Below are 22328 nucleotides of genomic sequence, written 5' to 3'. Positions count from 1 at the left end.
TTCAATAGACTAATTCCTAAGATGAGCGAAAAGAGCGCTCTAAATTGAAGTTCAAGTTTTGAGAGTTAACTGTATAATTGCTTCATCTAAGCTCTTTTTGGTTGAGTGTTATGAGGGTCGTTGGAAGAATTAGGAGAAAAGACTATTTTTACCTCTTTTTACTATTTCTTTGAAAGTCAACGAGCTCTTTCCTTTGACTACTTAATTCCTCATGACGAAGAGACTGCAATCTACAAATTTACATAAAAGTTTTGGAAAGGCCTTTGAGAGATTAGAGGATTGGGCTATTAATCCATGGAGAAGATATTCAATACTTTTAATTGTTCTGCTTATAGGTTTTTTCCTAGGTAGCTCTATTGGAATGATTAATGGTACTTTGGCACTAATGGATCCAGTAGGTGCATTCTTTACAGTTTTGATTTTGGAAGTAATGGTTCGATTGCGAAGGAATTGGCAGCTTGGAGAAAGGAATTCACTTTCATTAGAGTTGATTGATTCAGCAAGAATAGGAATTTTATATGGACTCTTACTGGAAGGGTTTAAATTATTGTAACCCTTTTTTTTCGCTTTTAAGTGTTGCTTGCGTTGTTTTTTAACTCCTTGTTGTTACTAATAGATAAAGAAGTGCCATGCGAATAGGAATTCCATTACTTACTTGCTCCCTAACTAGGCAAATTGAATCATCTTCCAGAAGAGCACTGCTCATTTCTACGCCTCTATTTACTGGCCCAGGGTGAAGAACTGGTACATTTCCTTTACACCATTTGAGCGATTCATGAGTTACTCCATATTCACAATTGTATTGATATAGATCTGTAAGTAAGTTTTCTCGCATACGTTCTTTTTGAAGTCTTAGCGTTATTACTGCGTCCGCTCCTTGGAAGGCATCTTTTAAAGACCTCATTACTGTTATTTGTCCACGCTTAACGATTGGGTCATACTTTTGGCCAGATGGTGGGGCATCAACAAAAGAGGTAAATTCTTCAGGCAAAAGAGTGGGTGGGCCACATAGGACAATATTTGCACCACAGGCAGTGAGAGCCCATAGATTGGATCGAGCCACCCTTGAGTGAAGAATATCGCCAACAATGACGATTCTTTTGCCTTTAATTGCTTCAGGCGAAGGATTATTAGGGCTGAAAAATTTTGCCAGTGTATATAGATCTAATAATCCTTGACTTGGATGGCTATGAAGACCATCGCCTGCATTCAGGACTCCAGTTTTGTGCCCACTTTTCTCTAAACAGTGAGCTAATTGTGCAGGAACATTTGTTGAACCATGCCGAATGATTAGGATATCGGCTCCCATTGCTACATATGTCAGGGCAGTATCTAATGGTGTTTCCCCTTTGCTTAGAGAGCTGCTGTTAGCAGAGAAGGTTTGAACATCCGCTGAAAGTTTCTTGGCGGCAAGTTCAAAACTGCTTCTTGTCCTAGTGCTTGGTTCAAAAAATAATGTTGCAATTAAACTTCCTTGTAGGGCGGGCAACTTTCGAGTGCCTGTATTGATTACGGCTTTGAATCGATTTGCTAGCTCCAGAACTGAGGAGAAATCCTCAATGGAGAAACTTGCAAGATCCAGAACATGACGATGACTCCAGCCGCTCATGGATTATCGCCTTCGCTTGGTTTCCAAGCCTTCATTTTGGTTGGAGTGCGATCATTTTTTGCTCGCTTGCTTACACTTCTGCTGTTCTGCAGATACCAACGCCAAGGTAAATCTTTTGCTTCTGAGATGCCAATTCTGGTTGTTTGAATAATCTTTTGCATACTTACCTTTGATGACCGGCCAGCCAGCCATAAACCATTCTCTAATGAGATGGGCAAACTGTCATGAGTTCTGTTTAATTCAAATTTTTTGGCCAACAAGCCAGGCCCAGAAGCAACTCTTTCATGCTCCCCTGGTAAAGCTATAGAGCGCAATAGAACTCCACTTGCCCAGTCAGCTTTATCAGTCACAATATTTACACAGTGGTAAATGCCGTAAGTCAGATAGACGTAAAAATGTCCAGGCTTGCCAAAGAGTGTTTCGTTACTTGAAGTTCGACGCTTGTATCCATGGCAGGCTGGCTCTTCTTGTGAATAAGCTTCTGTTTCTACAATTATTCCAAATAGATAATTATTACCTGCTTGTTCCTTAACAAGCATGCATCCAATTAAATCAGGCGCCACGTATTGTGCAGGACGGCAAAAGAACGAATTTGGCAGCATTGTTTGAGTATCTATAGCAATAATACTTTTAGGAGACATATTGAAATTCTCTTACTTTGATAGGACCTTTTTGATTGTGTACTTCATTGGAACTTTGCGGATTCACACTGTAATAAAAAATGTCAAAGATTTTACAGAAGTATTTAGTATTTATATATGCAACTCTTTGTCTAATTTCAACATTGCCGGGAATCTCATGTGGATTTGTAACTTTTTCTCCAACCAATCTTCCCTATTACTCTTTAAGGTGGCCTAGACATCATTCACAATGACCTCGAAGAGTGTGAACCCTTTGAGATTGAATTACTTAGCAATGTCTTCTGATATCTCGTCCAATTTTCTTGGCCCTGTAAAAGATTCTTCTTCTATTCGTTTAGATCTTCACACTTGGCCAGAAGTAGATGACTATCTACAACATTGCAAGGGTATTATTTTGCCACTTGGCTCAACAGAGCAACATGGCCCCACTGGGGCGATCGGAACAGACGCATTAACAGCAGAGGCTGTTGCAATGGAGGTAGGTCGTCGAACCGGAGTGCTTGTTGCACCCACTCAATCTTTTGGCATGGCTGAACATCATCTTGGGTTCCCAGGAACAATGAGCCTTAAGCCTGCGACTTTGCTTGCCTTGCTGCATGATCTTGTTTTGTCATTGGCCAGTCATGGCTTTGAAAGAGTTTTCGTTATTAATGGGCATGGAGGCAATATTGCAACCGCCAAGGCAGCATTTATGGAGGCTTACAGTACGGTTTTGAATCGAAAGCTTCCAGTTGCTTCAAGATTTCAATGCAAGTTAGTTAATTGGTTTATGGCGGCTTCGGTCTTTACTTATGCCAAAGAGCTTTATGGTGAAAGAGAAGGACAACATGCAACCCCAAGTGAAATTGCATTAACATTGCATTTGGAGGCAAGCTTGCAAAGTAAGCAGCAACCTCTTCCCGAGCCTGCTCCCGTTGGACCAATTCATGGTCCTGAGGATTTTCGCCTTAGATATCCAGACGGTCGCATGGGTTCAGACCCTTTTTTGGCCAAGGCGGAACATGGGTCGGAAATTCTTGATAAAGCCTCAACTGCCTTGACGGAGGACCTTTCTAATTTTCTTAAGCAATCATGAGCAAAATTACTTCTGAAGATGTACTCAAAGTTGCAAAGTTGGCTCGCCTAGAAATACCTGATGATCAGATCGAAATCTATACCAGTCAGTTGGAAAAAATTCTTGGCTATGTTGCTCAGCTTGAGGAAGTAGAAACTAAAGACGTATCTCCCACAACAAGAGCTGTTGAAGTGGTAAATGTGGTTAGAGAAGATGTAGTAATTGAATCAACTATTAAAGAGGACTTACTAGATCAAGCTCCTCAAAGAGAAGGTAATTTTTTTAGAGTACCTAAAATTCTTTCTGATTAGTCACCATTGCGCTTACTTGTAGGTATTACAGCTGTTCGTTGAAGTAATCCAATCCACTGACGCCTTAAACGACTGTTAGGTAGAAGCTTCGCTATAGGTCTCATTTTGCTTCTACGTTTTTTGTGACTTCTTATGCCTAGAAGTACATCATATAGAAAATTAAATCCATCTTCACGGGTCTCAAATATGCCTATTCTTTGTGGTGAGCCTTTTGCATCTAAAAGTGGCTTTGTTGCTTCATAGGCAGGCTTGTATTCAAACCAGGGAATAGAAGGCCAAAGATGATGAACTAGATGATAATTTTGTCCCATTATTAACCAGTTCATCAACCTGCTTGGATAAACTCTTGCATTTTTCCATTTACTTCTTGAAAGGAAAGGCCTATGTGGTAAATAGTCAAAGAAAATACCTAACGTCACCCCAACCATCAATGCTGGCCCAAACCAGAGGTTATAAATGACATTCATAAAGTCATAATGTATTCCAGCAAGCACAATTGAAATAAACAAACTTCTCTCAAAGCCCCATTGAATCAGTTCGAATCTGCGCCACAGCTTTCTTTCGAAGAAGAAATATTCGTGATAGAAAAATCGTGGAGCAATTAGCCAAACTGGGCCAAAAGTACTCACAATGTGATCGGGATCATTTTTGGGGTCATTGACATGAGCATGATGCTGGAGATGCACTCTTTTAAAAACTGGAAAGCTGAAACCGAGCAAAATTGCTGAGCCATGGCCCATAGCCTGATTGATCAATGGGTTTGGGTGTGCAGCATTATGAGTTGCATCGTGAATGACTGTGCCTTCCATATGAAGGGCTAGAAATGCCAAAGTGATTAGGACTGGTAACGGCCAAGTACCTTGATACCACTGCCAAATACTTAGTGCAGCTAAGACATAGCCTCCTAGGAATAAGCCCACTGTGATATTCCATCCCTTAGGAGGGTCCAAATATTGCCGAATGACTTTTTGCCAATCAGCAGTACTAAGAAATTTTTGTGACAACTCATTTGAGTGAGGTGTCTGTAATGCCTTGGTCATTGATTTAAGTGATTATCGCAAAGAAGCAAACACCTAACCAAGTTACGAAACAAATGCCCACCGGGGGACTTGAACCCCCACGACCTAGGTCACTGGTACCTAAAACCAGCGCGTCTACCAATTCCGCCAGATGGGCTTCAGCATTAACTCTAATCTCACGTACAAAATAGATCAGGGTATAGGTAAATCATGCTGGCTATTTTTATTGGCGCTTTAGCTCTTTTACTAGGGTTTTCGATAATGCTGTTACCTCTTCTTGTAACAGAGCTTAGTCGTCCTAGAGATGCTCTTTGGGGTGCTATAGCAATTTTGTTGGGTCTTGTGCTTATTACGTCTAATGACCGTTTAAGTATTCTTTCCTCCCTGGAAGTCTCTTTAGGCGCTCTCTTAATTGGAAGGCTGGGTTATGAAGTTGCAATAAGTCGTTGGCAACTTCTCAGCAAGGAAGAAAAGCTTCGAATTGTTTCTATTGAAAGATGGACGACTGGCTTCAAGCAGATAGGTGCAAGTTTTCTGCAATTAGGCGGGATTGGGAGCAGTGTTATGAAATTTGTTTTTCGCAAGTCCAGTTCTAATACCATTCAAAAAAAATGGGTGCGCCCAGAAAATAGTGATGATCTAACACCTGCAAAACTCTCTAAGAGCAATTCAATGGAGAAATTACAAATCTCAAAAGATGGCTCGCAACAACAGCCTAAAAAGACATTGGAAGGACAGAGTGCCCCAAAGGATTCATAATCGCTTTACTGAAGCGAGATTGTGACCAAGGAGCCGTCTACTAAGGGTGAGGACCGCCGCCCGTCTTACAAAGGGACATTAAACCTTTTGCAAACGAACTTTGGCATGCGTGCTAATGCGAGGCATAGAGAGCCTGAATTGCAAAAATTTTGGAAAGAGAAAGGAATTGATTTACGGCTCGGTCTAAGCAACAGAGGCCGAAGTTTTACATTGCATGATGGTCCTCCATATGCAAACGGCTCCTTACATATGGGCCATGCTTTGAACAAAGTGCTGAAGGATATTATTAATAAGTACCAGATTTTGAGAGGGCGAAAAGTACATTTTGTACCTGGTTGGGATTGCCATGGTCTACCAATAGAATTGAAGGTTTTACAAACTCTTCATAAAAAAGAAAGGGAACAATTAACTCCTCTCGGCTTAAGAAAAAAAGCCGCTGCTTATGCACTTAAACAGGTTTCTTCTCAAATGGAGGGCTTTTGTCGCTGGGGTATTTGGGGCGATTGGGAGAAATCTTATTTAACACTTCAGAAGGATTATGAGGCTGCACAGATAAATGTTTTTGGTCAGATGGCTCTTAAGGGATATATCTATAGGGGTCTGAAGCCAGTCCATTGGAGTCCAAGCTCTAGAACAGCACTAGCTGAGGCTGAGTTGGAATATCCTGAAGGTCATACTAGTCCAAGTATTTACGTCGCCTTCCCAGCTATAGAGGTTCCAGATAATTTACGAATAGCTCTTTCTAGTCAAGATTTAAATCTGCCTCAAAGCAAATCTGAGTTAGAGAAAGTTCTTAAGATTGCAGTATGGACGACAACACCATGGACATTACCTTCCAATTTAGCAATATCAGTCAATGATCGCCTTGAATATGTTTTTGCCTCAGATGAAAATGGTCAGGTATTTATTTTAGCTGCTGCACTTTTATCTATTGTTAGTCAAACTCTTGACTTGAAATTAACAGTTAGAGCCACTATTAAAGGAAAGTTTTTAGATGGTCTTTTATATCGACACCCTTTGTTAGATCGAACAAGTTCAGTAGTTATAGGAGGAGACTATATAACTACTGAATCTGGCACAGGACTAGTGCATACTGCGCCAGGGCACGGCATAGATGATTTTAAAACTGGTGCTAAATATGGCTTGCCCATTCTTTGTCCAGTTGATGAAAGAGGAGTTCTGACATCTGAAGCTGGTAGATTTGCAGGTTTAGATGTTTTAAAAGATGCAAATCTAGTGATTATTGATGCACTGAAAGAGGCTAATTCTTTATTAAAACAAGAAAGCTATTCTCATAGATATCCATATGATTGGAGAACAAAGAAGCCAACTATTTTTCGTGCAACTGAACAATGGTTTGCTTCAGTAGAAGGTTTTCGTGAGGATGCTCTTGCGGCAATAAAAACTGTTGAATGGCTCCCTAATTCTGGACGTAACCGTATAGAGGCTATGGTTCGTGACCGTGGGGATTGGTGTATTTCACGTCAACGAACATGGGGAGTTCCTATTCCAGTTTTTTATGAAAAAGATGGGGGAGAAGTGCTATTAAATTCTGACACCTTGGAGCATATTGAGAGTTTGGTCGCAAAGCATGGGGCAGATATTTGGTGGGAAGAAGATGAATCAGTGCTACTTCCACCTTCTTATGCCAATCAATCAGAACGGTGGACAAAGGGTACTGACACGATGGATGTTTGGTTTGATTCTGGATCAAGTTGGTCAGCTGTTACAGATTTAAGAAAGGAAATCACATATCCTGCTGACCTCTATTTAGAGGGCTCTGATCAACATCGTGGATGGTTTCAATCCTCTTTGCTCACATCAGTTGCAGTAAATGGGAAAGCCCCCTATCAAACTGTTCTTACACATGGCTTTGCATTAGATGAAAATGGACGGAAAATGAGTAAATCTCTCGGAAATATTATTGACCCCTCGATAATTATTAATGGTGGCTCGAATCAGAAAAAAGAGCCTGCATTTGGTGCAGATGTGTTGCGACTTTGGGTTAGTTCGGTTGATTATTCAGTAGATGTTCCAATTGGCTCTAATATTTTGCGTCAATTAGCAGATGTATATCGAAAGGTAAGAAACACAGCAAGATATCTTTTGGGTAATCTGCATGACTTTGAACCATCTAGAGATAAAATTAATATCGATGAATTACCACTTTTAGATCGTTGGATGCTTCATCGAACAGCTGAGGTCATCGATGAAATTACGATTGCTTTTGAAAAATACGAGTTCTCTAGATTCTTTCAGCTTCTTCAGAGCTATTGTGTTGTCGATCTTTCAAATTTTTATTTGGATATTGCTAAAGATCGACTGTATGTGAGCGCACCATTTGACTCACGTAGACGTAGTTGTCAAACTGTTTTGTCTCTTATAATTGAAAACTTAGCAGGAGTTATCTCACCAGTTTTATGTCATATGGCAGAAGATATTTGGCAAAATTTGCCTTATACGGTCCTTGAAGAATCAGTTTTTCAACGAGGATGGCCAAAGATTCCTGAAATATGGAGAGACCCTTCTTTAGTTAAGCCCTTTAATGATCTAAGAGAATTACGTAGTTCTGTTAATCGTGTTTTAGAAGATTGCCGCAGTAATCATTGCTTAGGTGCAGGCCTTGAGGCGGCCGTTCGCTATGAGCCTAATTTAGAATCTATGGATGAGGCTCTCAAATGGATAAATAAGAAGGGCGACTCTGAAGTTGATTGTTTACATGATTGGTTGTTAGTCTCTCAATTGCAGGTTGGAGGTGAGCCTTGGGCAGAAGTCTTAGTGACTGAAGAGACCGAGATTGGTCTGATCGAAGTAGCTAAGGCTCGGGGCGTTAAATGTGAGCGCTGCTGGCATTACGTCACAGATGTAGGAAAGAATATTGAATATGAAGATCTTTGTGGACGCTGTATAGATGTTCTTGAAAGATTGTAAGAAGTAAAGGGTTCTAATTCTTCTTTAAAATTTATATTTAATTGAGTAATTGTATGATTTCTATATAAACTTTTGCTTTCCTTAAGCATAAAAATTTTCTCGGGTTTAAAAAAGTTTGATAAAGAACTTTTAGAAGCCTCCTGCAATTCTCCCATGTTTTGGCATATATACGAGGAGCCATTGCAAGATGCCGATGACATATATCACTAAAGCTAAGTATCCAATAAAGGAAGCTAAGGGTTCGTTCCAATTCCCACCAAATAGGAACCCGAATATTCTTTCGGTACTTTGGTGCAAAAGTTGTGGTGCCTCAATCCATGCAAAGCATTTTGTATTTTCAATTGTTTTGATGCAAGGGAGTGCAAATGAGGAAAGAGTTGCAAATATCACGCCAAAGCCAGTTAATGCCCATCGCCAGAGCCTTACTGTTAGGGGCAATGGTCGCCAGGGAGGAAGATCTGCTAGCTCTTCATTTAGATCTACCCAGAACCATACTGAGGTAACCATCAACAATGGTGCTATAAAAAAAGTTAGATACCCAATAGGGCTTTGATTAGTTAGTAGAAGCATGCTGATAGCCATTAGACTGGAAATCTTCCAGTAGATAGATAGCAATCTCACCATGGAAGCTTCTTTGCGGAATGCAGCCCAAATCAGAATTATTAAAGGCACTCCAAGAGCAAATGTTGCAGCAAGGCGATAGGAAAGCCACACAAAAATACGATAAGAAAGCTCTGTCACTGATTAGCTTCGTAAGAGGTCATTATCAATCCTGTGCTCATTTTTACAAGGCTTGTTAGGTTTTAGTTAGATATACCATTGTCTTTTTTAATCCTAGAACTTACTAAGTGCGTCAACATGTCAACCCACTGAGCAGCTTTTTTCAGCTTCCTCTTGAGCTGCCAGGCCCTTCTGAATTATTTGAGAATGCAGAATTACCAATGCACCTAGATATTGGTTCTGCTCGAGGCAAGTTTTTGTTGGAAATGGCTAGCTTGCAACCTGATTGGAATTATCTTGGAGTTGAGATTCGTAAGACTTTGGTTGATGCCGCTGAGAGAGATAGGAATCAGCTAGGTCTGAAAAATCTAAGATTTATATTTTGCAATGCCAATGTAAGTTTAGACTCTTGGCTATCTGACTTGCCAATTAATTTTCTTGCAAGAGTATCAATACAATTTCCTGATCCATGGTTTAAAAGGCGTCATAAGAAAAGAAGGGTTTTGCAACCTCGATTATTAATTTCATTGGCCAAATCACTTGGACCTGGATGCGAATTATTTATACAAAGTGATATTTTAAATGTTATAGAGTCAATGACTTCTCTTGTTGAACTTAGTAAATGCTTCAATAGATCTGAAGACTCTAGTGGAATATGGCTAGAGAAGAATCCTTTTCCTGTAAAGACAGAACGAGAGAACTATGTTCTTGCTAACTCTTTGCCAGTTTATAGAGCTTTATATATACGCAATTCGCATTCATTGCCTGACTTGCAAAGATTAAACCTTGAATATCAATTGTTGAAGAATTAATCATTTTTAGATTGTCAAGATTTTATGTTTTAATTTCGCTCAATTCAGCTTTGCGTATTATGCAGCATCAAGATGCTCTTCTATTGTTTTAGCTATATGTGAGCTCCAAGAATCAACATCAAGTTGATTCTTGGCTTCAACCATTACTCGAATTAATGGCTCAGTGCCACTTAAACGTAAAAGAACTCGTCCATCTTCCCCCATAGCAGCTTCTGCCTTATTAACAGCTTTTTGGATGGGCTCACAGCTTTCCCAGTCTGTTTGGTCATTGAGGTTGGGCAGAGGTACATTTACCAACTTTTGGGGAAAAGCCTGAAAACTTTCATCTCGCCATTGCTCAAGGGTGAGTCCCTTTTCATGGCAAATAGTCGCTATCTGCAGTGCTGTAAGTAATCCATCTCCACAAAGACCATGTTTGGCGGAGAGGATGTGACCAGATTGTTCTCCGCCTAAAGCTGCTCCTGTGGAAATCATTTTTGAATGTACATTTTGATCACCTACAGGAGTTCTTTCTAATAACCCTCCTCTTGCTTTCCATGCTCTTTCAAACCCTAAATTTGACATAACTGTTGCCACAAGTCTGTTGCTTGGAAGTTGTCCATGGTCTTGAAGGTTTGATCCCCAGAGATAAAGGACATGATCTCCATCGATTAACCGGCCATGCCTATCCACAGCAAGCATTCGATCAGAGTCCCCGTCGAATGCGAAACCCATGTCGGCTTGAGTTTCAAAAACTGCCTTTCTCAATGGAGCTAGGTGCGTGGAGCCGCAACCTACGTTGATTTGCCTCCCATCAGGCTTGTCATGCAGGACTGTCAGATCAGCACCTAGAGATTTAAAAACTTCTGCACCACAAGCAGTAGCAGAACCCCAGCACAGGTCTAGTACTACCCTGACGCCATCTAGCTTTTTGTTTTCAACAGAAGAAATCAGTCCTTCTTGGTAAGTATTTAATAGATCTGTACGTTGATGTGTGGTTCCAAAATTGGTGGTCTTAGAGAGAACTTTTGGATTGGATAATTCTCCTCTAAGTCTTGATTCAATTAAACGTTGTTGTTCTGAATCAATTTTACTTCCATGCTCATTAAAGATTTTGATTCCATTGTCTTCAGGTGGATTATGACTCGCAGAAACCATTATTCCTCCTGACGCACCTACATTTTTTATTAGATATGGCACTGCTGGGGTAGGACATAGACCAATTAGCCATACCTCTTTACCAGCAGCAGTTAATCCAGCAGTTAACGCAGCAGAGACCATGTCTCCACTCTGGCGTGAGTCTTTACCTATTAGTACTGGCCCTTCCCTAGGTAGAACATGACTTGCCCAGAAGCCTAATTGCATTACTAGAGCTGGAGTTAAAGCTGTACCAACTTGGCCCCGGACTCCATCAGTTCCAAAAGTTGCGGTGTTTATGCTGCCTACTGGAAGGCCAACAGGATGCATCGCATTGCTGACCATTTGATTCAAGAGTGAATTAAACGTTAAATTTGAGGAGACCTTAGCTTAAACAAAGCTAATTTTTAGAAAATTGGAGATTGAATTTAAGAGAAAAGCTCTTTGCCTGAAATCCTGGGTTAGCAAGGAACATGCTTCTCTTTTAGAGAATTATTTTATTTATTAGATCAAGTTTGTTTATTTAAAATGGAGCTTTTAAGATAGATCTTCTTTTTTTAGTAAAATAAAATTAGAGAGATTTTTTTAGTAGGCGATCAAAACTTTTTAAATATCACACTATGAATTCTAATACTAACAATCCTTCCATTGGCCAGGCCCAAAGAGTTGCATTACTTCTGATCGCATTTGGTTTATCAGCACTGCTTTTCTTTATTCGAGGTGGGATAAACTCACAGGCTCCTCTTGATCAACTTGCTCGTAACTCCCTCTCTCCAGAAGTTGCGCTTTCAAATGGCAAACCAACAATTTTTGAGTTTTATGCTGATTGGTGTGAAGCATGCCGACAAATGGCACCAACTATCTTGGCTATTGAAAGTCAAATCGATAAGCAGGTTGACATTGTTTTGTTGAATATAGAAAACAATCGCTGGTTGGACCTTATTGAGAAATATGGGGTAAGTGGGATACCTCAATTAAATTTCTTTGATGATCAAGGTAATTTTGCTGGAACAGCAATCGGTGTACAAAGTGAGGAGAAACTGAGGGAGTTAACACTCGCTCTGATCAATCATCAAGAATTGCCAATGATATTAAATCCTGGAAAAGTTAGTAATTTGGAAAAAACAATTAACCAGAAAATTGGTTCTCAGAGTCCTACTAAAAATCCTAAGCCAAGAAGCCATAGCTGAGTATTCCTACCATTCCAAAGCCTTAGATACTGTAGGAAACTGGGCACAAAAAATATTCTTGCATTTATTAGCAATTTGCATATGCTCTTTTTGGGTTCCATGTCCTGTCCTAAGCTTGATATAGTGAATCCAGGAACGGCAAGATCCAGTCATATATATTCGTGTCGGAGTTGCAATAGGTAATACAAAACGCGCACATTCTTTTGCAACCCCTGACTCAATCATTTCTTCATAGAGTTGTGTTGCTTGTTCGAATTGAATTTTTATTCTTGATTTGAACTTATTCGCAACTTCACTGGGTAAGTCAGAGAATGAATTTTGCCTGTTTTTATTATCTTGACGACGTAATTCTGGAATTGGAATCTTTCCAAGTTGCGTACTGTCGGCATATCTCTGAGAAAACTCTTGGAAAGTAAAAGACCTATGGCGTAAAATTTGCGCTGCAATTCCCCTATTAGTCTCTATTTGTAAAGTCATATATGCTTGTTCAAATACACTCCAGTGTTCATGGTTTATACAATATTGAATTAACTTTGTGAAGTCTTGATTATCTTGATTTTTAGGATTACTTACTCTTGCAACATATGCCATTGTTTTCTCTGCATCTGGAGTTGTTGCAACCAGTTCAACAATATTCATGATTAAATCTTTGCGAGCGTAACGCGCTCAGGTTGATGCTGGTATTTACCTTTGCGATCACTATAAGTCGTTTCACAAGGATCACCTTCAAAAAAGAGTAATTGGCATATGCCTTCATTGGCATAAATGCGGCAGTCAGCACCAGAACTATTACTGAATTCAAGTGTTAAATGACCTTCCCAACTGGCTTCGGCTGGTGTTGTATTTACTATTATTCCCAGCCTTGCATATGTACTTTTACCTAGGCATATGACGGTAATATTGGGGGGAACTTTCATTTTCTCAAGCGCTACACCTAGTCCATAGGAATGGCCTGGAAGTATAAAATAATCTCCATCTTTATCCTGGTGGAGGGCAGTTGACTCTAGGTTTTCTGGATTAAATCTTTTGGGATTCATTATTGTTCCTGGAACATGTCGAAAAATAAGAAATTCTTCAGAGGAAAGTCTCAGGTCGTATCCATAGGACGAACATCCGAAACTAAGTACAGGATTTTTGTTGGACTCTGGTTGAAGATGTCGTACTAGTGATTCTTGAAAGGGTTCAAGCATTCCCTCTTTGGCTTGTTTGGTTATCCAGCGATCGTTTTTTAGCATTAGTGTCCTGAGCGTAATTCTGTGACTTGATCAGCCATGGACATTATTCTTGGTGGGATAGCAGGACCTGTAAGGATCACATCCATAGCGTCTGGACGTTGCTCAAGAGTGGTGATCAAATCATCTTCTTTGAGATAGCCAAGGGCAATGGCTAGGCCCACTTCGTCTAAAACAAGTTGATCGATGATTCCTTCAAGAATGTTCTCTTTGCAAACCTGCCATATTTCTCTAACGGCATTTCTTTCATTTGATTTGTTTTCGATGCAAGACTTTTCTTTTGCGTTCTCAACTAGACAGCAGGAGATGGAAGGTCTTAGCCATTTCAGTCGTCCACATAGTTGAACAGCTCCTTCGGGGCCTTGGGAGACTCCTCCTTTTAAGAATTGCGCCACAATTACTCGACTTCCTAATCCTGCGGCTCTTAGTGCCTCGCTAAGGACGCCTGAGAAACTTCCTCTAAAGGGTGCGGTGTGTACTTGCAGTTGACCTTCTGAAGTAACTAAATGGAGATGTGCTCGCTTGCCAGGAGTAGAAACAGGATGCAGGCCTGCTCTAGTTTCAATTGCTCGGCTTTGTTTAGGAAGATACTCAGGGCTAATTCTTGAGATCATAAAAACTTCAGGCCCCAAACCTCTATTCCATGAATCTAGCGGTGAGAATTCAATAAACAACTTTTTTGACACTATCTATAGTGTATTGCTAGAAATTCTTTAAGGCTTAAAGCAATCTGTATATTTGTTTTTCGAAATCATGAGTTCTGTTCCTGAGATGAGAGCAACGGGCCGTTTTTCAGATGAATTAAGGCATTGCCAGGTAACCCTGGACCCGATGGGATTTGCTCTTAGTTCCTTGATTATCAAGACAGGTCACACAAGTGTCCTTTGCAGTGTGTCCATGAGGGAAGGTGTGCCTTCCTGGTTGGAAGGGAGCGGGAAAGGCTGGCTTAGTGCTGAGTATCGGTTATTGCCTGCTTCTACTCCTACTAGACAAAATCGTGAGTTAATGAAGCTTTCAGGTCGAACTCAGGAGATTCAGAGGCTTATTGGGAGAAGTCTTAGAGCAGTGCTGAATATGGAAGTGCTTGGAGAAAAAACTTTCTTGATTGATTGTGATGTGATTCAAGCTGATGCGGGTACTAGGACAGCTTCTATCACTGGATCCTGGATCGCACTCAAATTGGCTTGTTTAAGGCTTTTAAAGAAAGGCATTTTAATTAATGATCCCATTGCAGGCCAAGTCGCGGCAGTCTCTGTGGGTTTAAAGGATGGGACTTGTTTGCTTGACCTTGATTACAATGAAGATTCATCAGCGGATGTTGATATGAATGTTGTCATGGACGCTGATGGCCGTTTGCTTGAGCTTCAGGGCACTGCTGAAGGTAAGCCTTTTTCAAGAGCAGAGCTCAATAATTTGCTCGATATTGCTGAGCCAGGTATTAAGCAACTTCTTGCGGTTCAACTTTCAGTTTTATAAAAGTAAGATTCAAAAACGTCATTATTGCTACAAGTTATTTGAAGCGCTCTCCTTAGCGTCCTGCAATCTGCTTCGCCGAAATGGCCGGCGCTATTCGCGGCTTTAGCCGCTATGCACCACAACCAGACTCACCAAAAACAACAAATCTGATTAATGGGCCGGGGCCTGTTAGTGGAACCTTGCTTGATGTCATGAGAGGTCTTGATGGAGCGAATACTGAGTTGATAGAGCGATCGAAAACTATTTTTTTTCCTGGAGACCCAGCTGAAAGAGTTTATTTAATACGTCGAGGCGCTGTTCGATTATCGAGAGTTTATGAATCTGGTGAAGAAATTACAGTGGCTTTGCTAAGGGAGAACAGTTTATTTGGAGTTCTTTCTTTGATTACGGGCCAACGTTCGGATCGTTTTTATCATGCTGTCGCTTTTACAAGAGTAGAAATGGTGACAGCTCCAGCAGCTTCAGTTCTGCATGCTATAGAAGGTGATGCAAGTGTTGGGCTTTTACTACTGCAAGGGTTATCTACAAGGATTTTACAGACCGAAACTATGATTGAAACCCTGACTCATCGTGATATGTCATCGCGCTTGGTGAGCTTCCTTCTTGTCCTTTGTAGAGATTTTGGAGTCCCAGGACAAAAGGGAATCACAATAGATTTAAAGCTTTCACATCAAGCAATTGCTGAAGCAATTGGTTCTACGAGAGTAACAATTACACGATTGTTAGGTGACTTGCGGAACTCCGGCTTGCTACAGATTGAGAGGAAGAAAATATCGATCCTTGATCCAATAGCACTTGCTAAACGATTTAGTTGAGTCACGCGTTGTTTCAGGATGGTAATACAAAGGCTCATTACTAAATTCACTTTTTTCTGTGTCTGGTTGGCTCCTGATCATTGCTTTGTTATTTCTCGGTGGCATCCTCGCAACTTTGGGGGATTTGCTTGGAAGTCGGATTGGGAAAGCCCGCCTTAGCTTCTTTAATCTCAGGCCACGTAGGACAGCAGTTTTAATAACAGTTCTTACTGGCAGCCTCATTAGCGCTATTTCTCTTGGCTTGATGCTTCTAGTAAGTAGGCAACTACGTGTTGGGTTATTTGAGTTAGAGGCTATACAAGCAAAAATTAAATCAGGAGAGAAGGATCTGAAAAAATTGGGGAAGAATTTGTACGCTTTGCGTAGGGGCGATGTTGTTATTAGTAGCGGTCAACCTTTAGCCACTGCAACAATTCAATTGGATCAATCAATGAATGCAAAAAAAGAAGTTGATCTTTTACTGCAAAGAGCAAATTATGAAGCCTATCGAAGAGTTATGCCTGGACAAAGGCCTTCAAGGAGAATAGTTCTAGCATTAAGAGGAGACATTAAAAGACTAGAAGAGATAATAAGTAAAAAAGGCTCATGGGCAGTTAATATTCGCTCTGCAGGTAATGTTTTGTTGGGTGAAAAAGCAGTCTATGTTTTTCCTGAAGTAAGGCCCAATATAAATATTGTTAATGAGGGAGAGGTAATAATTAGCACAGCTATTGAATTAAGTCAGATGAATAACGAATCTTTAGCTAAACAGATTCAATTGTTGTTTGAATCAACATCTGCTGAGATTAAGAGAAGAGGTTCTTTGAGCTCAGTAATTCAATTTAATTCCAGTGAAGTTAATAAAATGGCTAAGGAATTGCTAAAGAGGAAAGAAGGTTTTGTTGAGTTGGAAGCAATTTCTTTGCGTACTAGTCAGACTGCTGATCCCGTGGCAATCTCTTTACAAGTCAGGGAAAAAGTACAAGGGAAGATTTCAAAATATAAATTATGAGAAGCTTTATTGCTATTGACCCAGGCAACAAAAAGTGTGGACTATTACTCGCTGATCTTGAAGCAGATCTTGTTTTAGATGGGAGAGTAATAGATAGTAATGCGGTGATTGATTGCATTCTTGAGTGGAGAGCTCAGGGGCCTATAGATGGCATTGTTCTAGGCAATGGCACTACCAGCAAATATTGGGAAGTGAGGTTGAAAGGTCTTGCTCCTATTGAGATTGTTGAGGAAAGGGGTACTACTTTGCGTGCTCGAGAGCGCTATTGGGAACTTTGGCCGCCAGGTATTTGGTTGCGTTGGTTGCCAAGAGGTTTGCTCTTACCAACGAATCCTTTGGATGCAGTGGCTGCATTGGTGCTATTAGAAGATCATTTGAGCAAGAAGTTGAATTGGACAGGCCCACCAAATTTCAAAATTTCGCTCGAACGGTAAAGATATAGTCCCCACCAGCTTCTAGTTTGTAGTCTGCTTTTATAAGAAATCGCATTAGAGCATCTTGAATCAGGGCTCTTCCCAAGGAAGGTTCAAGTATTAGCTCTCCTTTGTTGAAAGTCCATGTGAATTGCCATTCAAAACCTCCTGCTGAAACTTCTCCATCAAGACATTGATCAATAAAACTTTGACGATATATCCGTAAGTGAGCTTTGGTAACTGGTAGTTGACTCATTTTGGCTATCACTGTTTGGGTCTATAAGAATTAAGGCGATTGGTTCCATGCTCTAGACCAAGAGCTTGAATCAAGTCCAATCCTTCAAGAACTTCTTGAATTACTTCATTAACTATTGGCACTTCTTTTGATGAGAATGTACCTAGAACATGTGGGATTGTCTTTTCCTTGCGCTCTTCTTGTTTAGCAGCTGGAGAACCAATACCTATTTTTATTCTGCAAAAATTTTCAGTACCTAAGTGTTGAATGATGCTTCGAAGGCCATTATGGCCACCAGAACTGCCTTGAGCCCTAATTCTTATACGACCTAAGGGTAGGTCCATATCATCGACTAGTACTAAAAGCTGGCTTACTTCAATATCAAACCAATCCAATGCAGCCCGAATAGATCTGCCACTCTCATTCATATATGTAGTTGGCATAAGTACACGGGTTGCAGTTTTGCCAAATTCAACCTCAGAGAGATTGCCATGAAGTTTTTTTGCATGACGAAACTTCACTTGCTTCTTTGTTGCAAGTTCCTCTAAAACCCAAAATCCAATGTTATGCCTTGTTGAGGTGTATTGGGAACCCGGATTTCCTAGACCTACCAATAACCGGAAATCTCCGGACATAAAATTTCAGCTTTTAAGAGAATTTGTTACCTCATAGTTGTGATTATTTTTGTTCGGTCGAATCTTTTGTGTTTGCAATTTCATCCTTGGAAACTTCCTCGATAGATTCATTCTCTGACATTGCCTGTTGTATTTCTTTTTCGAACTCTGTTGAGGCTGTTTGAAGACCTTTTAGTGTTTTACCAAGAGTTCTTCCTAACTCAGGCAATCGTTTGGGGCCAAAGATAATCAGCGCCAAAGCGCTGATTACAGCTATCTCAGGCAGACCTACGCCAAAGATGTTCATCAGCGCTCCTCAGCACCTTTTACTTTTTTAAACTGATTTTCATTTGGGTTAGACCCCATTCCAATCGACTGAGAAGCCTTGAAGGAGAACTGATTGGTTGTAGATATTCAGCATGATTAGTAGAAAGATAATAAGCATGGCACCAACAAAAGCCATAACTGGTGTTGCCCCCCATCCTGGAACTACCTTGCCTTGGTTACTATTTCCAATTCTTTTAAGCAGGCTTCCAAGCGCAGTTTTCTGTCCCATGACGTTGCTCGAGTCTGAATCGATGAATTAGTGACAACATTGTATGGGCATGCCCCTTCAATGCTGCCTCCTTTGGGGATATTTGATGCAAATTTCTTCTCTGTTGCCTTTTTGAACCAGCCTAATTTCCATGAATTCTTGGTTTTTCTATCCCAAAGCTAGGTTTTGATGAATGAACTCAGCTCAACTTTACGAAGATTGAGGTTCATTGGAGTGTGTTTTGAGGACCAGATTTGGCGAGATTTACATGAGAGCTACTTCGAAACATTTCAATCCACGCCAATCGAAGGGTCTAGAGAGGCATTTTTAGTGCGATTACACCTCAAAGCCTCATAAGATGAGATTGCTTAAATAGTCGTGGTCGCTTTTCATGCTTGCGCTCAAGATTTCCGTTTACACGGTCGTCTTCTTTTTTGTCGGGACCTTTCTCTTTGGTTTCTTGGCTAGCGACCCAAGCAGGACCCCTGCAAGAAAGGATCTCGAAAGTCCACAAGACTGAGAAAGTGTTTTAAAGGCCTTTCTTTAGTCACGCCACATACTGGACCTGTTCTATCCAGTGTGATGGTTGTTTATGGGAAGATTACGGGCTTTAGAAGGCAGTTCTAGGTGTCGAAAGGCCCGCATATCGTTATTGCCGGGCTGATTGGTTCAGGTGTCTTTAGTTTTCTCAATTTTTTTGAAATTGCTAAGGCTGAAACAAATCTCCCAAATATTCGCTCTAAGGGAAAAGAGGCTTCTTATGGAGACACTCCCAATATTTCCAATGAAAATTTATTCATTCGCGGCCTTACAAAAAATGGCCCTTCTATCAATGGTTTAAGTCCACCTCTTGAATTGCAACTGCGAGCAGATCGTCAAAGCTATGACTCTCGACAGAAGCGTTTCGTCGCAGAAGGAAGGGTTAGCGCAATACTAAATGGAGCCATTCTTAAAGCAGACCGTATTGAGTTTGACAGGGATTTCAACACTCTTCTTGCCAGTGGAAGAGTTCGATTTAAAAAGGGTTTTCAATATTTCCAGGCCAGTTCTTTTCGTTACAACCTAATTCAAAAAATTGGTGAGTTAAAAGATGTATATGGCGTGCTTGACCTTGAGAATTTAGATGAAGATCTGAAGATTATTTCTTCAGATACTTATCGAAAGTCGCTTCTCTCGGAAACTCCAGGGCAAAAGCAGTCTTCATCTCTTATCCAAAATTCTCAATTTGGTTTTAAGCAGCCTTTTTTAGAATCATCTCAGAAAAAAAATGATTTAGATCTTCCTTCGAGCCAATTAATTGCACCCCTCAATTCATGGGCCAGGCCTAATAAACCATTCTCAGCGCTTTTATCGCCTACTGAGGAAAAAGGTGATGTTGCCTGCCCACCTGCTTTGCCGCTTATCTCTACTTGGCATCAACATCCTTGGGCGGTAACGGCCTGGGGTGGGGCGATGACCGATTCTGACTTTGGTGAGTCTTTCCTTTTCGCTGGTGATGCCAGAGATGAATATCTCTTAGGTCTTGGCTTAAGTAAAAGAATTTATCGCAATGGTCCTTTCTCTATTGAACTGGGAGCAGATTTATTTAGGCATTTTGCCAATGAAGAAGCAGGGGGGCCTTATCAAGATGGACCATATGCTGCAACCTCTGCAAAAAGTTTTGGTGAGGGGGTTTTAGGCATAGGAGCAAGAGTTTGGTTGCGACCTTGGTTAAGTGTTGGGTTTATAGAAGGCGTTAGTTACAACACTTCTTTAAGTAACTACGAAAAAACAAATAGGAACAAAGCATCACAACTATTGAATTATCTAGGGGCTGAAATAGAAGCAAAGGTCACAGAACAGTTTTCATTAGTAGGTCGAATTCATCATCGCTCTGGTGCTTTTGGGACTTTTGGAGGCGTTAGAGGAGGTAGTAATGCTTATTTGATTGGATTTCGATATCGCTGGGGAGAAGATAAGCAAACGGAAAAAACAATTTTGCCTGCTCCTATTGGATGCTCTCAATCAGGGACCAGAATTAAGTATTATCCTAAGGAAATTAATGAGAGCTTAGAATCTATTTCACTTAGAAAGCTAAAACCTTTCTCTAAGCATGAGCAACTAAATGGATTTGAGATAGATACTCCATTAAAAGTAAATGCTGAATTATCTAAGACTAAGTCTTCTGCTCTTTCCTTTTCAGAACAAGAACGATTAAGAAAAAGATCAATTGCTTTAATTGATCAAAGAATTTATAACTTACAGAGTAAAGAAGGTTTTGGTATTCGAACTAAAGTTGGGATAAGGAATATTTCAGAAAAAACAGTAGAGAAGAATCAGCCAGGCAGTGTCAAGATTACCCAATTAAACCCGAAAGGTCGTTCCAAACTTATAAGTGGATCTATAACTCGTTGGAGAATTCAATCTGGAAAGATTAAACTCAATCCAGAAGGATGGGAGGCAGATAGAATGAGTTTTAGTAATGATCCTTTTACTCCAACTCAGACACGAATTGAGGCTCGCAATGTAGTAGCAAAAGAAGAAAATAATGGAGATATTGTAATAACATCAAAGCGTAGTAGGGTTATTTTTGAAGAGAGAGTTAGTCTTCCTATTGTTAACTCTACAAGGATTAAAAGAAGTGAGAGTGTTGAAAATCGCTGGGTGATTGGAATAGACCGTGGAGACAGAGATGGCTTGTTTGTGGGTCGTTCCTTCAAGCCAATAGATTTGTCTAAAGGATATGAGCTTTCTCTTCAGCCTCAGTTCCTTCTGCAACGTGCAATTAAAAATGAAACTAATAGTTATATTGCTAATGATTCTTCGGTTACATCTGAAAATATTCGTAGTTCAATTAAAACATCTGATTTGTTTGGATTAAAGACTAGGTTGAAGGGGAAAACATTAGGTTTCGATACAAGGATAGATGGAAACATTAGTACATTTAATAGTGAAAGGATTGCTAATGGAAGTAGGTACTGGGCGAACTTAAAGAAAGTATTGACGTTCCCTATTTTGAATAATGTTGATACTACTTTGTTTGGAGCTTATCGATATAGGGTATGGAATGGCTCAATAGGTGAAACAGATATATACACTGCTTATGGGGGCTCTATAGAGAAATCAAAGACTTGGGATTGGGGCGATTTAAGTAATACATATCGCTTTAGAGTGGGTGTAGGAAATTATCAAGCAGAGACCTCTAAGGGCGGAAGTCTTATTGAACTCTGGAGAGCTAATGTATATTCTTCCTTAAAGAGTAAATATACGATTTGGGAAGGGCAGTCTGCAAAACTAACTCATGATGCGGCTTATCGCTATTCCCCTGTCCCTATCATTCCAGGTTTAACACTTGATACACACTTTAGTACGGCATATTTTTCATATGAGGGTGGTGCTACCCAAAGAATAATTAGTTTTACAAGCGGTCCTACAATTACTTTCGGTACTTTTAGTAAGCCCTTTCTAGATTATACGAAATTTTCTATTTACTCTGGTGGCTCATTAAAACAAGGTGGCAGTCCATTTTCTTTTGATGATGTTGTTGATTTGGGGACATTAGGAATAGGCCTGACTCAGCAAGTAGCTGGACCATTAGTGCTTACTACTGGAGTTGAATTGAATATAGATGGTGGTTCTAATTATTATGGTAAAACCATTGATTCTAATGTTGAGCTTCGTTGGCAAAGAAGGTCATATGACTTAGGCATTTACTACAAACCTTCAAGTGGGATAGGTGGCATTAGTTTCCATTTGAATGACTTTAACTTTAGTGGTACTGGAGTTCCTTTTGTGCCATCAGCTTCTCCTGGATTTAATCAGGAGCAGGTAAACTCTGTATTTTGATTCGCAATTTGCACATAAAAAATTATTGAT

At 40.2% G+C, this 22328-nt stretch carries 25 protein-coding genes and 1 tRNA gene; 13 read left to right on the top strand and 13 right to left on the bottom strand.

Going from position 1 to position 22328, the window contains the following annotated elements:
• The first annotated feature begins 211 nt into the window (after positions 1–211).
• Positions 212–553, top strand: coding sequence for a DUF565 domain-containing protein (locus tag SOI82_RS05375; RefSeq protein WP_320666448.1), 342 nt, complete (start codon positions 212–214; stop codon positions 551–553).
• Between the two features lie 39 nt (positions 554–592).
• Here SOI82_RS05375 and SOI82_RS05370 read toward each other — a convergent pair whose 3' ends face one another.
• Both SOI82_RS05370 and SOI82_RS05365 read right to left on the bottom strand, forming a co-directional pair.
• Positions 593–1609, bottom strand: coding sequence for an aspartate carbamoyltransferase catalytic subunit (locus SOI82_RS05370; RefSeq protein WP_320666447.1), 1017 nt, complete (start codon positions 1607–1609; stop codon positions 593–595).
• Positions 1606–2250, bottom strand: coding sequence for a DNA-3-methyladenine glycosylase (locus tag SOI82_RS05365; RefSeq protein ID WP_320666446.1), 645 nt, complete (start codon positions 2248–2250; stop codon positions 1606–1608). Before SOI82_RS05365 ends, SOI82_RS05370 begins: the two co-directional genes overlap by 4 nt.
• 274 nt (positions 2251–2524) lie before the next feature.
• Between SOI82_RS05365 and SOI82_RS05360 the strand changes: the two genes are divergently transcribed.
• Both SOI82_RS05360 and gatC read left to right on the top strand, forming a co-directional pair.
• Positions 2525–3325 (top strand): creatininase family protein, encoded by an 801-nt coding sequence (locus tag SOI82_RS05360; RefSeq protein ID WP_320666445.1) that lies wholly within the window; start codon positions 2525–2527, stop codon positions 3323–3325.
• Positions 3322–3615, top strand: a complete 294-nt coding sequence (gatC, locus tag SOI82_RS05355) for an Asp-tRNA(Asn)/Glu-tRNA(Gln) amidotransferase subunit GatC (protein ID WP_320666444.1) — start codon at positions 3322–3324, stop codon at positions 3613–3615. Before SOI82_RS05360 ends, gatC begins: the two co-directional genes overlap by 4 nt.
• Here gatC and crtR read toward each other — a convergent pair.
• Positions 3612–4655, bottom strand: a complete 1044-nt coding sequence (gene crtR / locus SOI82_RS05350; protein WP_320666443.1) for a beta-carotene hydroxylase — start codon at positions 4653–4655, stop codon at positions 3612–3614. The two genes, gatC and crtR, sit on opposite strands and share 4 nt — an antisense overlap.
• 54 nt (positions 4656–4709) lie before the next feature.
• Positions 4710–4791: transfer RNA gene (locus SOI82_RS05345), tRNA-Leu, on the bottom strand.
• Positions 4792–4844: 53 nt separating this feature from the next.
• Here SOI82_RS05345 and SOI82_RS05340 point away from each other — a divergent pair.
• The gene (locus SOI82_RS05340; RefSeq protein ID WP_320666442.1) at positions 4845–5393 is read left to right on the top strand and encodes a Ycf66 family protein; all 549 of its coding nucleotides are present in this window, start codon (positions 4845–4847) and stop codon (positions 5391–5393) included.
• 21 nt (positions 5394–5414) lie between these two features.
• Positions 5415–8324 (top strand): isoleucine--tRNA ligase, encoded by a 2910-nt coding sequence (gene ileS, locus SOI82_RS05335; protein ID WP_320666441.1) that lies wholly within the window; start codon positions 5415–5417, stop codon positions 8322–8324.
• Between the two features lie 129 nt (positions 8325–8453).
• Here ileS and SOI82_RS05330 read toward each other — a convergent pair whose 3' ends face one another.
• Positions 8454–9065, bottom strand: coding sequence for a DUF3177 family protein (locus SOI82_RS05330; RefSeq protein WP_320666440.1), 612 nt, complete (start codon positions 9063–9065; stop codon positions 8454–8456).
• Positions 9066–9172: 107 nt separating this feature from the next.
• Here SOI82_RS05330 and trmB point away from each other — a divergent pair, with 107 nt between their 5' ends.
• Positions 9173–9856 carry a tRNA (guanosine(46)-N7)-methyltransferase TrmB gene (gene trmB, locus SOI82_RS05325; RefSeq protein WP_320666439.1) on the top strand — a complete coding sequence of 228 codons (684 nt, stop codon included), beginning with the start codon at positions 9173–9175 and terminating at the stop codon, positions 9854–9856.
• A 57-nt stretch (positions 9857–9913) separates the two neighbouring features.
• On the opposite strand, the gene glmM is transcribed toward trmB, so the two are convergent.
• Positions 9914–11317, bottom strand: a complete 1404-nt coding sequence (glmM, locus tag SOI82_RS05320; RefSeq protein WP_320666438.1) for a phosphoglucosamine mutase — start codon at positions 11315–11317, stop codon at positions 9914–9916.
• A gap of 275 nt (positions 11318–11592) precedes the next feature.
• On the opposite strand from glmM, the gene SOI82_RS05315 reads away from it, so the two are divergent.
• Complete coding sequence (locus SOI82_RS05315) at positions 11593–12162, top strand: thioredoxin domain-containing protein (protein WP_320666437.1); 570 nt, start codon at positions 11593–11595, stop codon at positions 12160–12162.
• Positions 12163–12168: 6 nt separating this feature from the next.
• On the opposite strand, the gene thyX is transcribed toward SOI82_RS05315, so the two are convergent.
• The 3 genes from thyX to SOI82_RS05300 are packed head-to-tail and all read right to left on the bottom strand — an operon-like array spanning position 12169 to position 14008.
• A complete protein-coding gene (thyX, locus tag SOI82_RS05310; RefSeq protein ID WP_320666436.1) occupies positions 12169–12801 on the bottom strand; it encodes an FAD-dependent thymidylate synthase in 633 nt (210 codons plus the stop codon).
• A 2-nt stretch (positions 12802–12803) separates the two neighbouring features.
• Positions 12804–13397: a dCTP deaminase gene (gene dcd, locus SOI82_RS05305; protein ID WP_320666435.1), complete on the bottom strand. Its 594-nt coding sequence runs from the start codon at positions 13395–13397 to the stop codon at positions 12804–12806.
• A complete protein-coding gene (locus SOI82_RS05300) occupies positions 13397–14008 on the bottom strand; it encodes a cob(I)yrinic acid a,c-diamide adenosyltransferase (RefSeq protein WP_320666434.1) in 612 nt (203 codons plus the stop codon). Before SOI82_RS05300 ends, dcd begins: the two co-directional genes overlap by 1 nt.
• A gap of 139 nt (positions 14009–14147) precedes the next feature.
• Here SOI82_RS05300 and rph point away from each other — a divergent pair, with 139 nt between their 5' ends.
• From rph to SOI82_RS05280, 4 genes are all read left to right on the top strand, one after another.
• On the top strand, positions 14148–14870 hold the full coding sequence (rph, locus tag SOI82_RS05295; protein WP_320668311.1) for a ribonuclease PH: 723 nt from the start codon (positions 14148–14150) through the stop codon (positions 14868–14870).
• A gap of 80 nt (positions 14871–14950) precedes the next feature.
• The gene (gene ntcA, locus SOI82_RS05290) at positions 14951–15685 is read left to right on the top strand and encodes a global nitrogen regulator NtcA (RefSeq protein ID WP_320668310.1); all 735 of its coding nucleotides are present in this window, start codon (positions 14951–14953) and stop codon (positions 15683–15685) included.
• A 58-nt stretch (positions 15686–15743) separates the two neighbouring features.
• Positions 15744–16676 carry a DUF3084 domain-containing protein gene (locus tag SOI82_RS05285; RefSeq protein WP_320668309.1) on the top strand — a complete coding sequence of 311 codons (933 nt, stop codon included), beginning with the start codon at positions 15744–15746 and terminating at the stop codon, positions 16674–16676.
• The gene (locus SOI82_RS05280) at positions 16673–17110 is read left to right on the top strand and encodes a resolvase (RefSeq protein ID WP_320668308.1); all 438 of its coding nucleotides are present in this window, start codon (positions 16673–16675) and stop codon (positions 17108–17110) included. Before SOI82_RS05285 ends, SOI82_RS05280 begins: the two co-directional genes overlap by 4 nt.
• Here the strand turns inward: SOI82_RS05280 and SOI82_RS05275 are convergent.
• The 4 genes from SOI82_RS05275 to psbH are packed head-to-tail and all read right to left on the bottom strand — an operon-like array spanning position 17088 to position 18494.
• Positions 17088–17345, bottom strand: coding sequence for a DUF3146 family protein (locus SOI82_RS05275; protein ID WP_320668307.1), 258 nt, complete (start codon positions 17343–17345; stop codon positions 17088–17090). The genes SOI82_RS05280 and SOI82_RS05275 overlap by 23 nt on opposite strands.
• A gap of 8 nt (positions 17346–17353) precedes the next feature.
• On the bottom strand, positions 17354–17959 hold the full coding sequence (gene pth / locus SOI82_RS05270) for an aminoacyl-tRNA hydrolase (protein WP_320668306.1): 606 nt from the start codon (positions 17957–17959) through the stop codon (positions 17354–17356).
• A 43-nt stretch (positions 17960–18002) separates the two neighbouring features.
• On the bottom strand, positions 18003–18245 hold the full coding sequence (locus tag SOI82_RS05265) for a TatA/E family twin arginine-targeting protein translocase (protein ID WP_320668305.1): 243 nt from the start codon (positions 18243–18245) through the stop codon (positions 18003–18005).
• A 48-nt stretch (positions 18246–18293) separates the two neighbouring features.
• Positions 18294–18494 (bottom strand): photosystem II reaction center phosphoprotein PsbH, encoded by a 201-nt coding sequence (gene psbH, locus SOI82_RS05260; protein ID WP_320668304.1) that lies wholly within the window; start codon positions 18492–18494, stop codon positions 18294–18296.
• Positions 18495–18864: 370 nt separating this feature from the next.
• Here psbH and SOI82_RS05255 point away from each other — a divergent pair, with 370 nt between their 5' ends.
• Positions 18865–18993 carry a photosystem II reaction center protein I gene (locus SOI82_RS05255; protein ID WP_320668303.1) on the top strand — a complete coding sequence of 43 codons (129 nt, stop codon included), beginning with the start codon at positions 18865–18867 and terminating at the stop codon, positions 18991–18993.
• A gap of 107 nt (positions 18994–19100) precedes the next feature.
• The gene (locus SOI82_RS05250) at positions 19101–22298 is read left to right on the top strand and encodes a DUF3769 domain-containing protein (RefSeq protein WP_320668302.1); all 3198 of its coding nucleotides are present in this window, start codon (positions 19101–19103) and stop codon (positions 22296–22298) included.
• The last annotated feature ends 30 nt before the right edge of the window (positions 22299–22328 follow it).

The sequence above is a fragment of the Prochlorococcus sp. MIT 1307 genome (assembly GCF_034092395.1).
In the GTDB taxonomy this organism is placed as follows: Bacteria; Cyanobacteriota; Cyanobacteriia; order PCC-6307; family Cyanobiaceae; genus AG-363-K07.
This window is presented reverse-complemented; position numbering and strand designations above follow the sequence as displayed.

What these genes read in the sequence shown, in the direction of transcription:
- gatC (WP_320666444.1), top strand. Translation starts at nt 3,322, where the DNA reads ATGAGCAAAATTACTTCTGAAGATGTACTCAAAGTTGCAAAGTTGGCT.
- SOI82_RS05360 (WP_320666445.1), top strand. Translation starts at nt 2,525, where the DNA reads ATGTCTTCTGATATCTCGTCCAATTTTCTTGGCCCTGTAAAAGATTCT.
- pth (WP_320668306.1), bottom strand. Translation starts at nt 17,959, where the DNA reads ATGTCCGGAGATTTCCGGTTATTGGTAGGTCTAGGAAATCCGGGTTCC.
- rph (WP_320668311.1), top strand. Translation starts at nt 14,148, where the DNA reads ATGAGTTCTGTTCCTGAGATGAGAGCAACGGGCCGTTTTTCAGATGAA.
- ntcA (WP_320668310.1), top strand. Translation starts at nt 14,951, where the DNA reads ATGGCCGGCGCTATTCGCGGCTTTAGCCGCTATGCACCACAACCAGAC.
- SOI82_RS05370 (WP_320666447.1), bottom strand. Translation starts at nt 1,609, where the DNA reads ATGAGCGGCTGGAGTCATCGTCATGTTCTGGATCTTGCAAGTTTCTCC.
- SOI82_RS05265 (WP_320668305.1), bottom strand. Translation starts at nt 18,245, where the DNA reads ATGAACATCTTTGGCGTAGGTCTGCCTGAGATAGCTGTAATCAGCGCT.
- SOI82_RS05375 (WP_320666448.1), top strand. Translation starts at nt 212, where the DNA reads ATGACGAAGAGACTGCAATCTACAAATTTACATAAAAGTTTTGGAAAG.
- SOI82_RS05315 (WP_320666437.1), top strand. Translation starts at nt 11,593, where the DNA reads ATGAATTCTAATACTAACAATCCTTCCATTGGCCAGGCCCAAAGAGTT.
- psbH (WP_320668304.1), bottom strand. Translation starts at nt 18,494, where the DNA reads ATGGGACAGAAAACTGCGCTTGGAAGCCTGCTTAAAAGAATTGGAAAT.
- crtR (WP_320666443.1), bottom strand. Translation starts at nt 4,655, where the DNA reads ATGACCAAGGCATTACAGACACCTCACTCAAATGAGTTGTCACAAAAA.
- SOI82_RS05300 (WP_320666434.1), bottom strand. Translation starts at nt 14,008, where the DNA reads ATGATCTCAAGAATTAGCCCTGAGTATCTTCCTAAACAAAGCCGAGCA.
- thyX (WP_320666436.1), bottom strand. Translation starts at nt 12,801, where the DNA reads ATGAATATTGTTGAACTGGTTGCAACAACTCCAGATGCAGAGAAAACA.
- SOI82_RS05275 (WP_320668307.1), bottom strand. Translation starts at nt 17,345, where the DNA reads ATGAGTCAACTACCAGTTACCAAAGCTCACTTACGGATATATCGTCAA.
- dcd (WP_320666435.1), bottom strand. Translation starts at nt 13,397, where the DNA reads ATGCTAAAAAACGATCGCTGGATAACCAAACAAGCCAAAGAGGGAATG.
- SOI82_RS05280 (WP_320668308.1), top strand. Translation starts at nt 16,673, where the DNA reads ATGAGAAGCTTTATTGCTATTGACCCAGGCAACAAAAAGTGTGGACTA.
- glmM (WP_320666438.1), bottom strand. Translation starts at nt 11,317, where the DNA reads ATGGTCAGCAATGCGATGCATCCTGTTGGCCTTCCAGTAGGCAGCATA.
- SOI82_RS05340 (WP_320666442.1), top strand. Translation starts at nt 4,845, where the DNA reads ATGCTGGCTATTTTTATTGGCGCTTTAGCTCTTTTACTAGGGTTTTCG.
- SOI82_RS05255 (WP_320668303.1), top strand. Translation starts at nt 18,865, where the DNA reads ATGCTTGCGCTCAAGATTTCCGTTTACACGGTCGTCTTCTTTTTTGTC.
- SOI82_RS05365 (WP_320666446.1), bottom strand. Translation starts at nt 2,250, where the DNA reads ATGTCTCCTAAAAGTATTATTGCTATAGATACTCAAACAATGCTGCCA.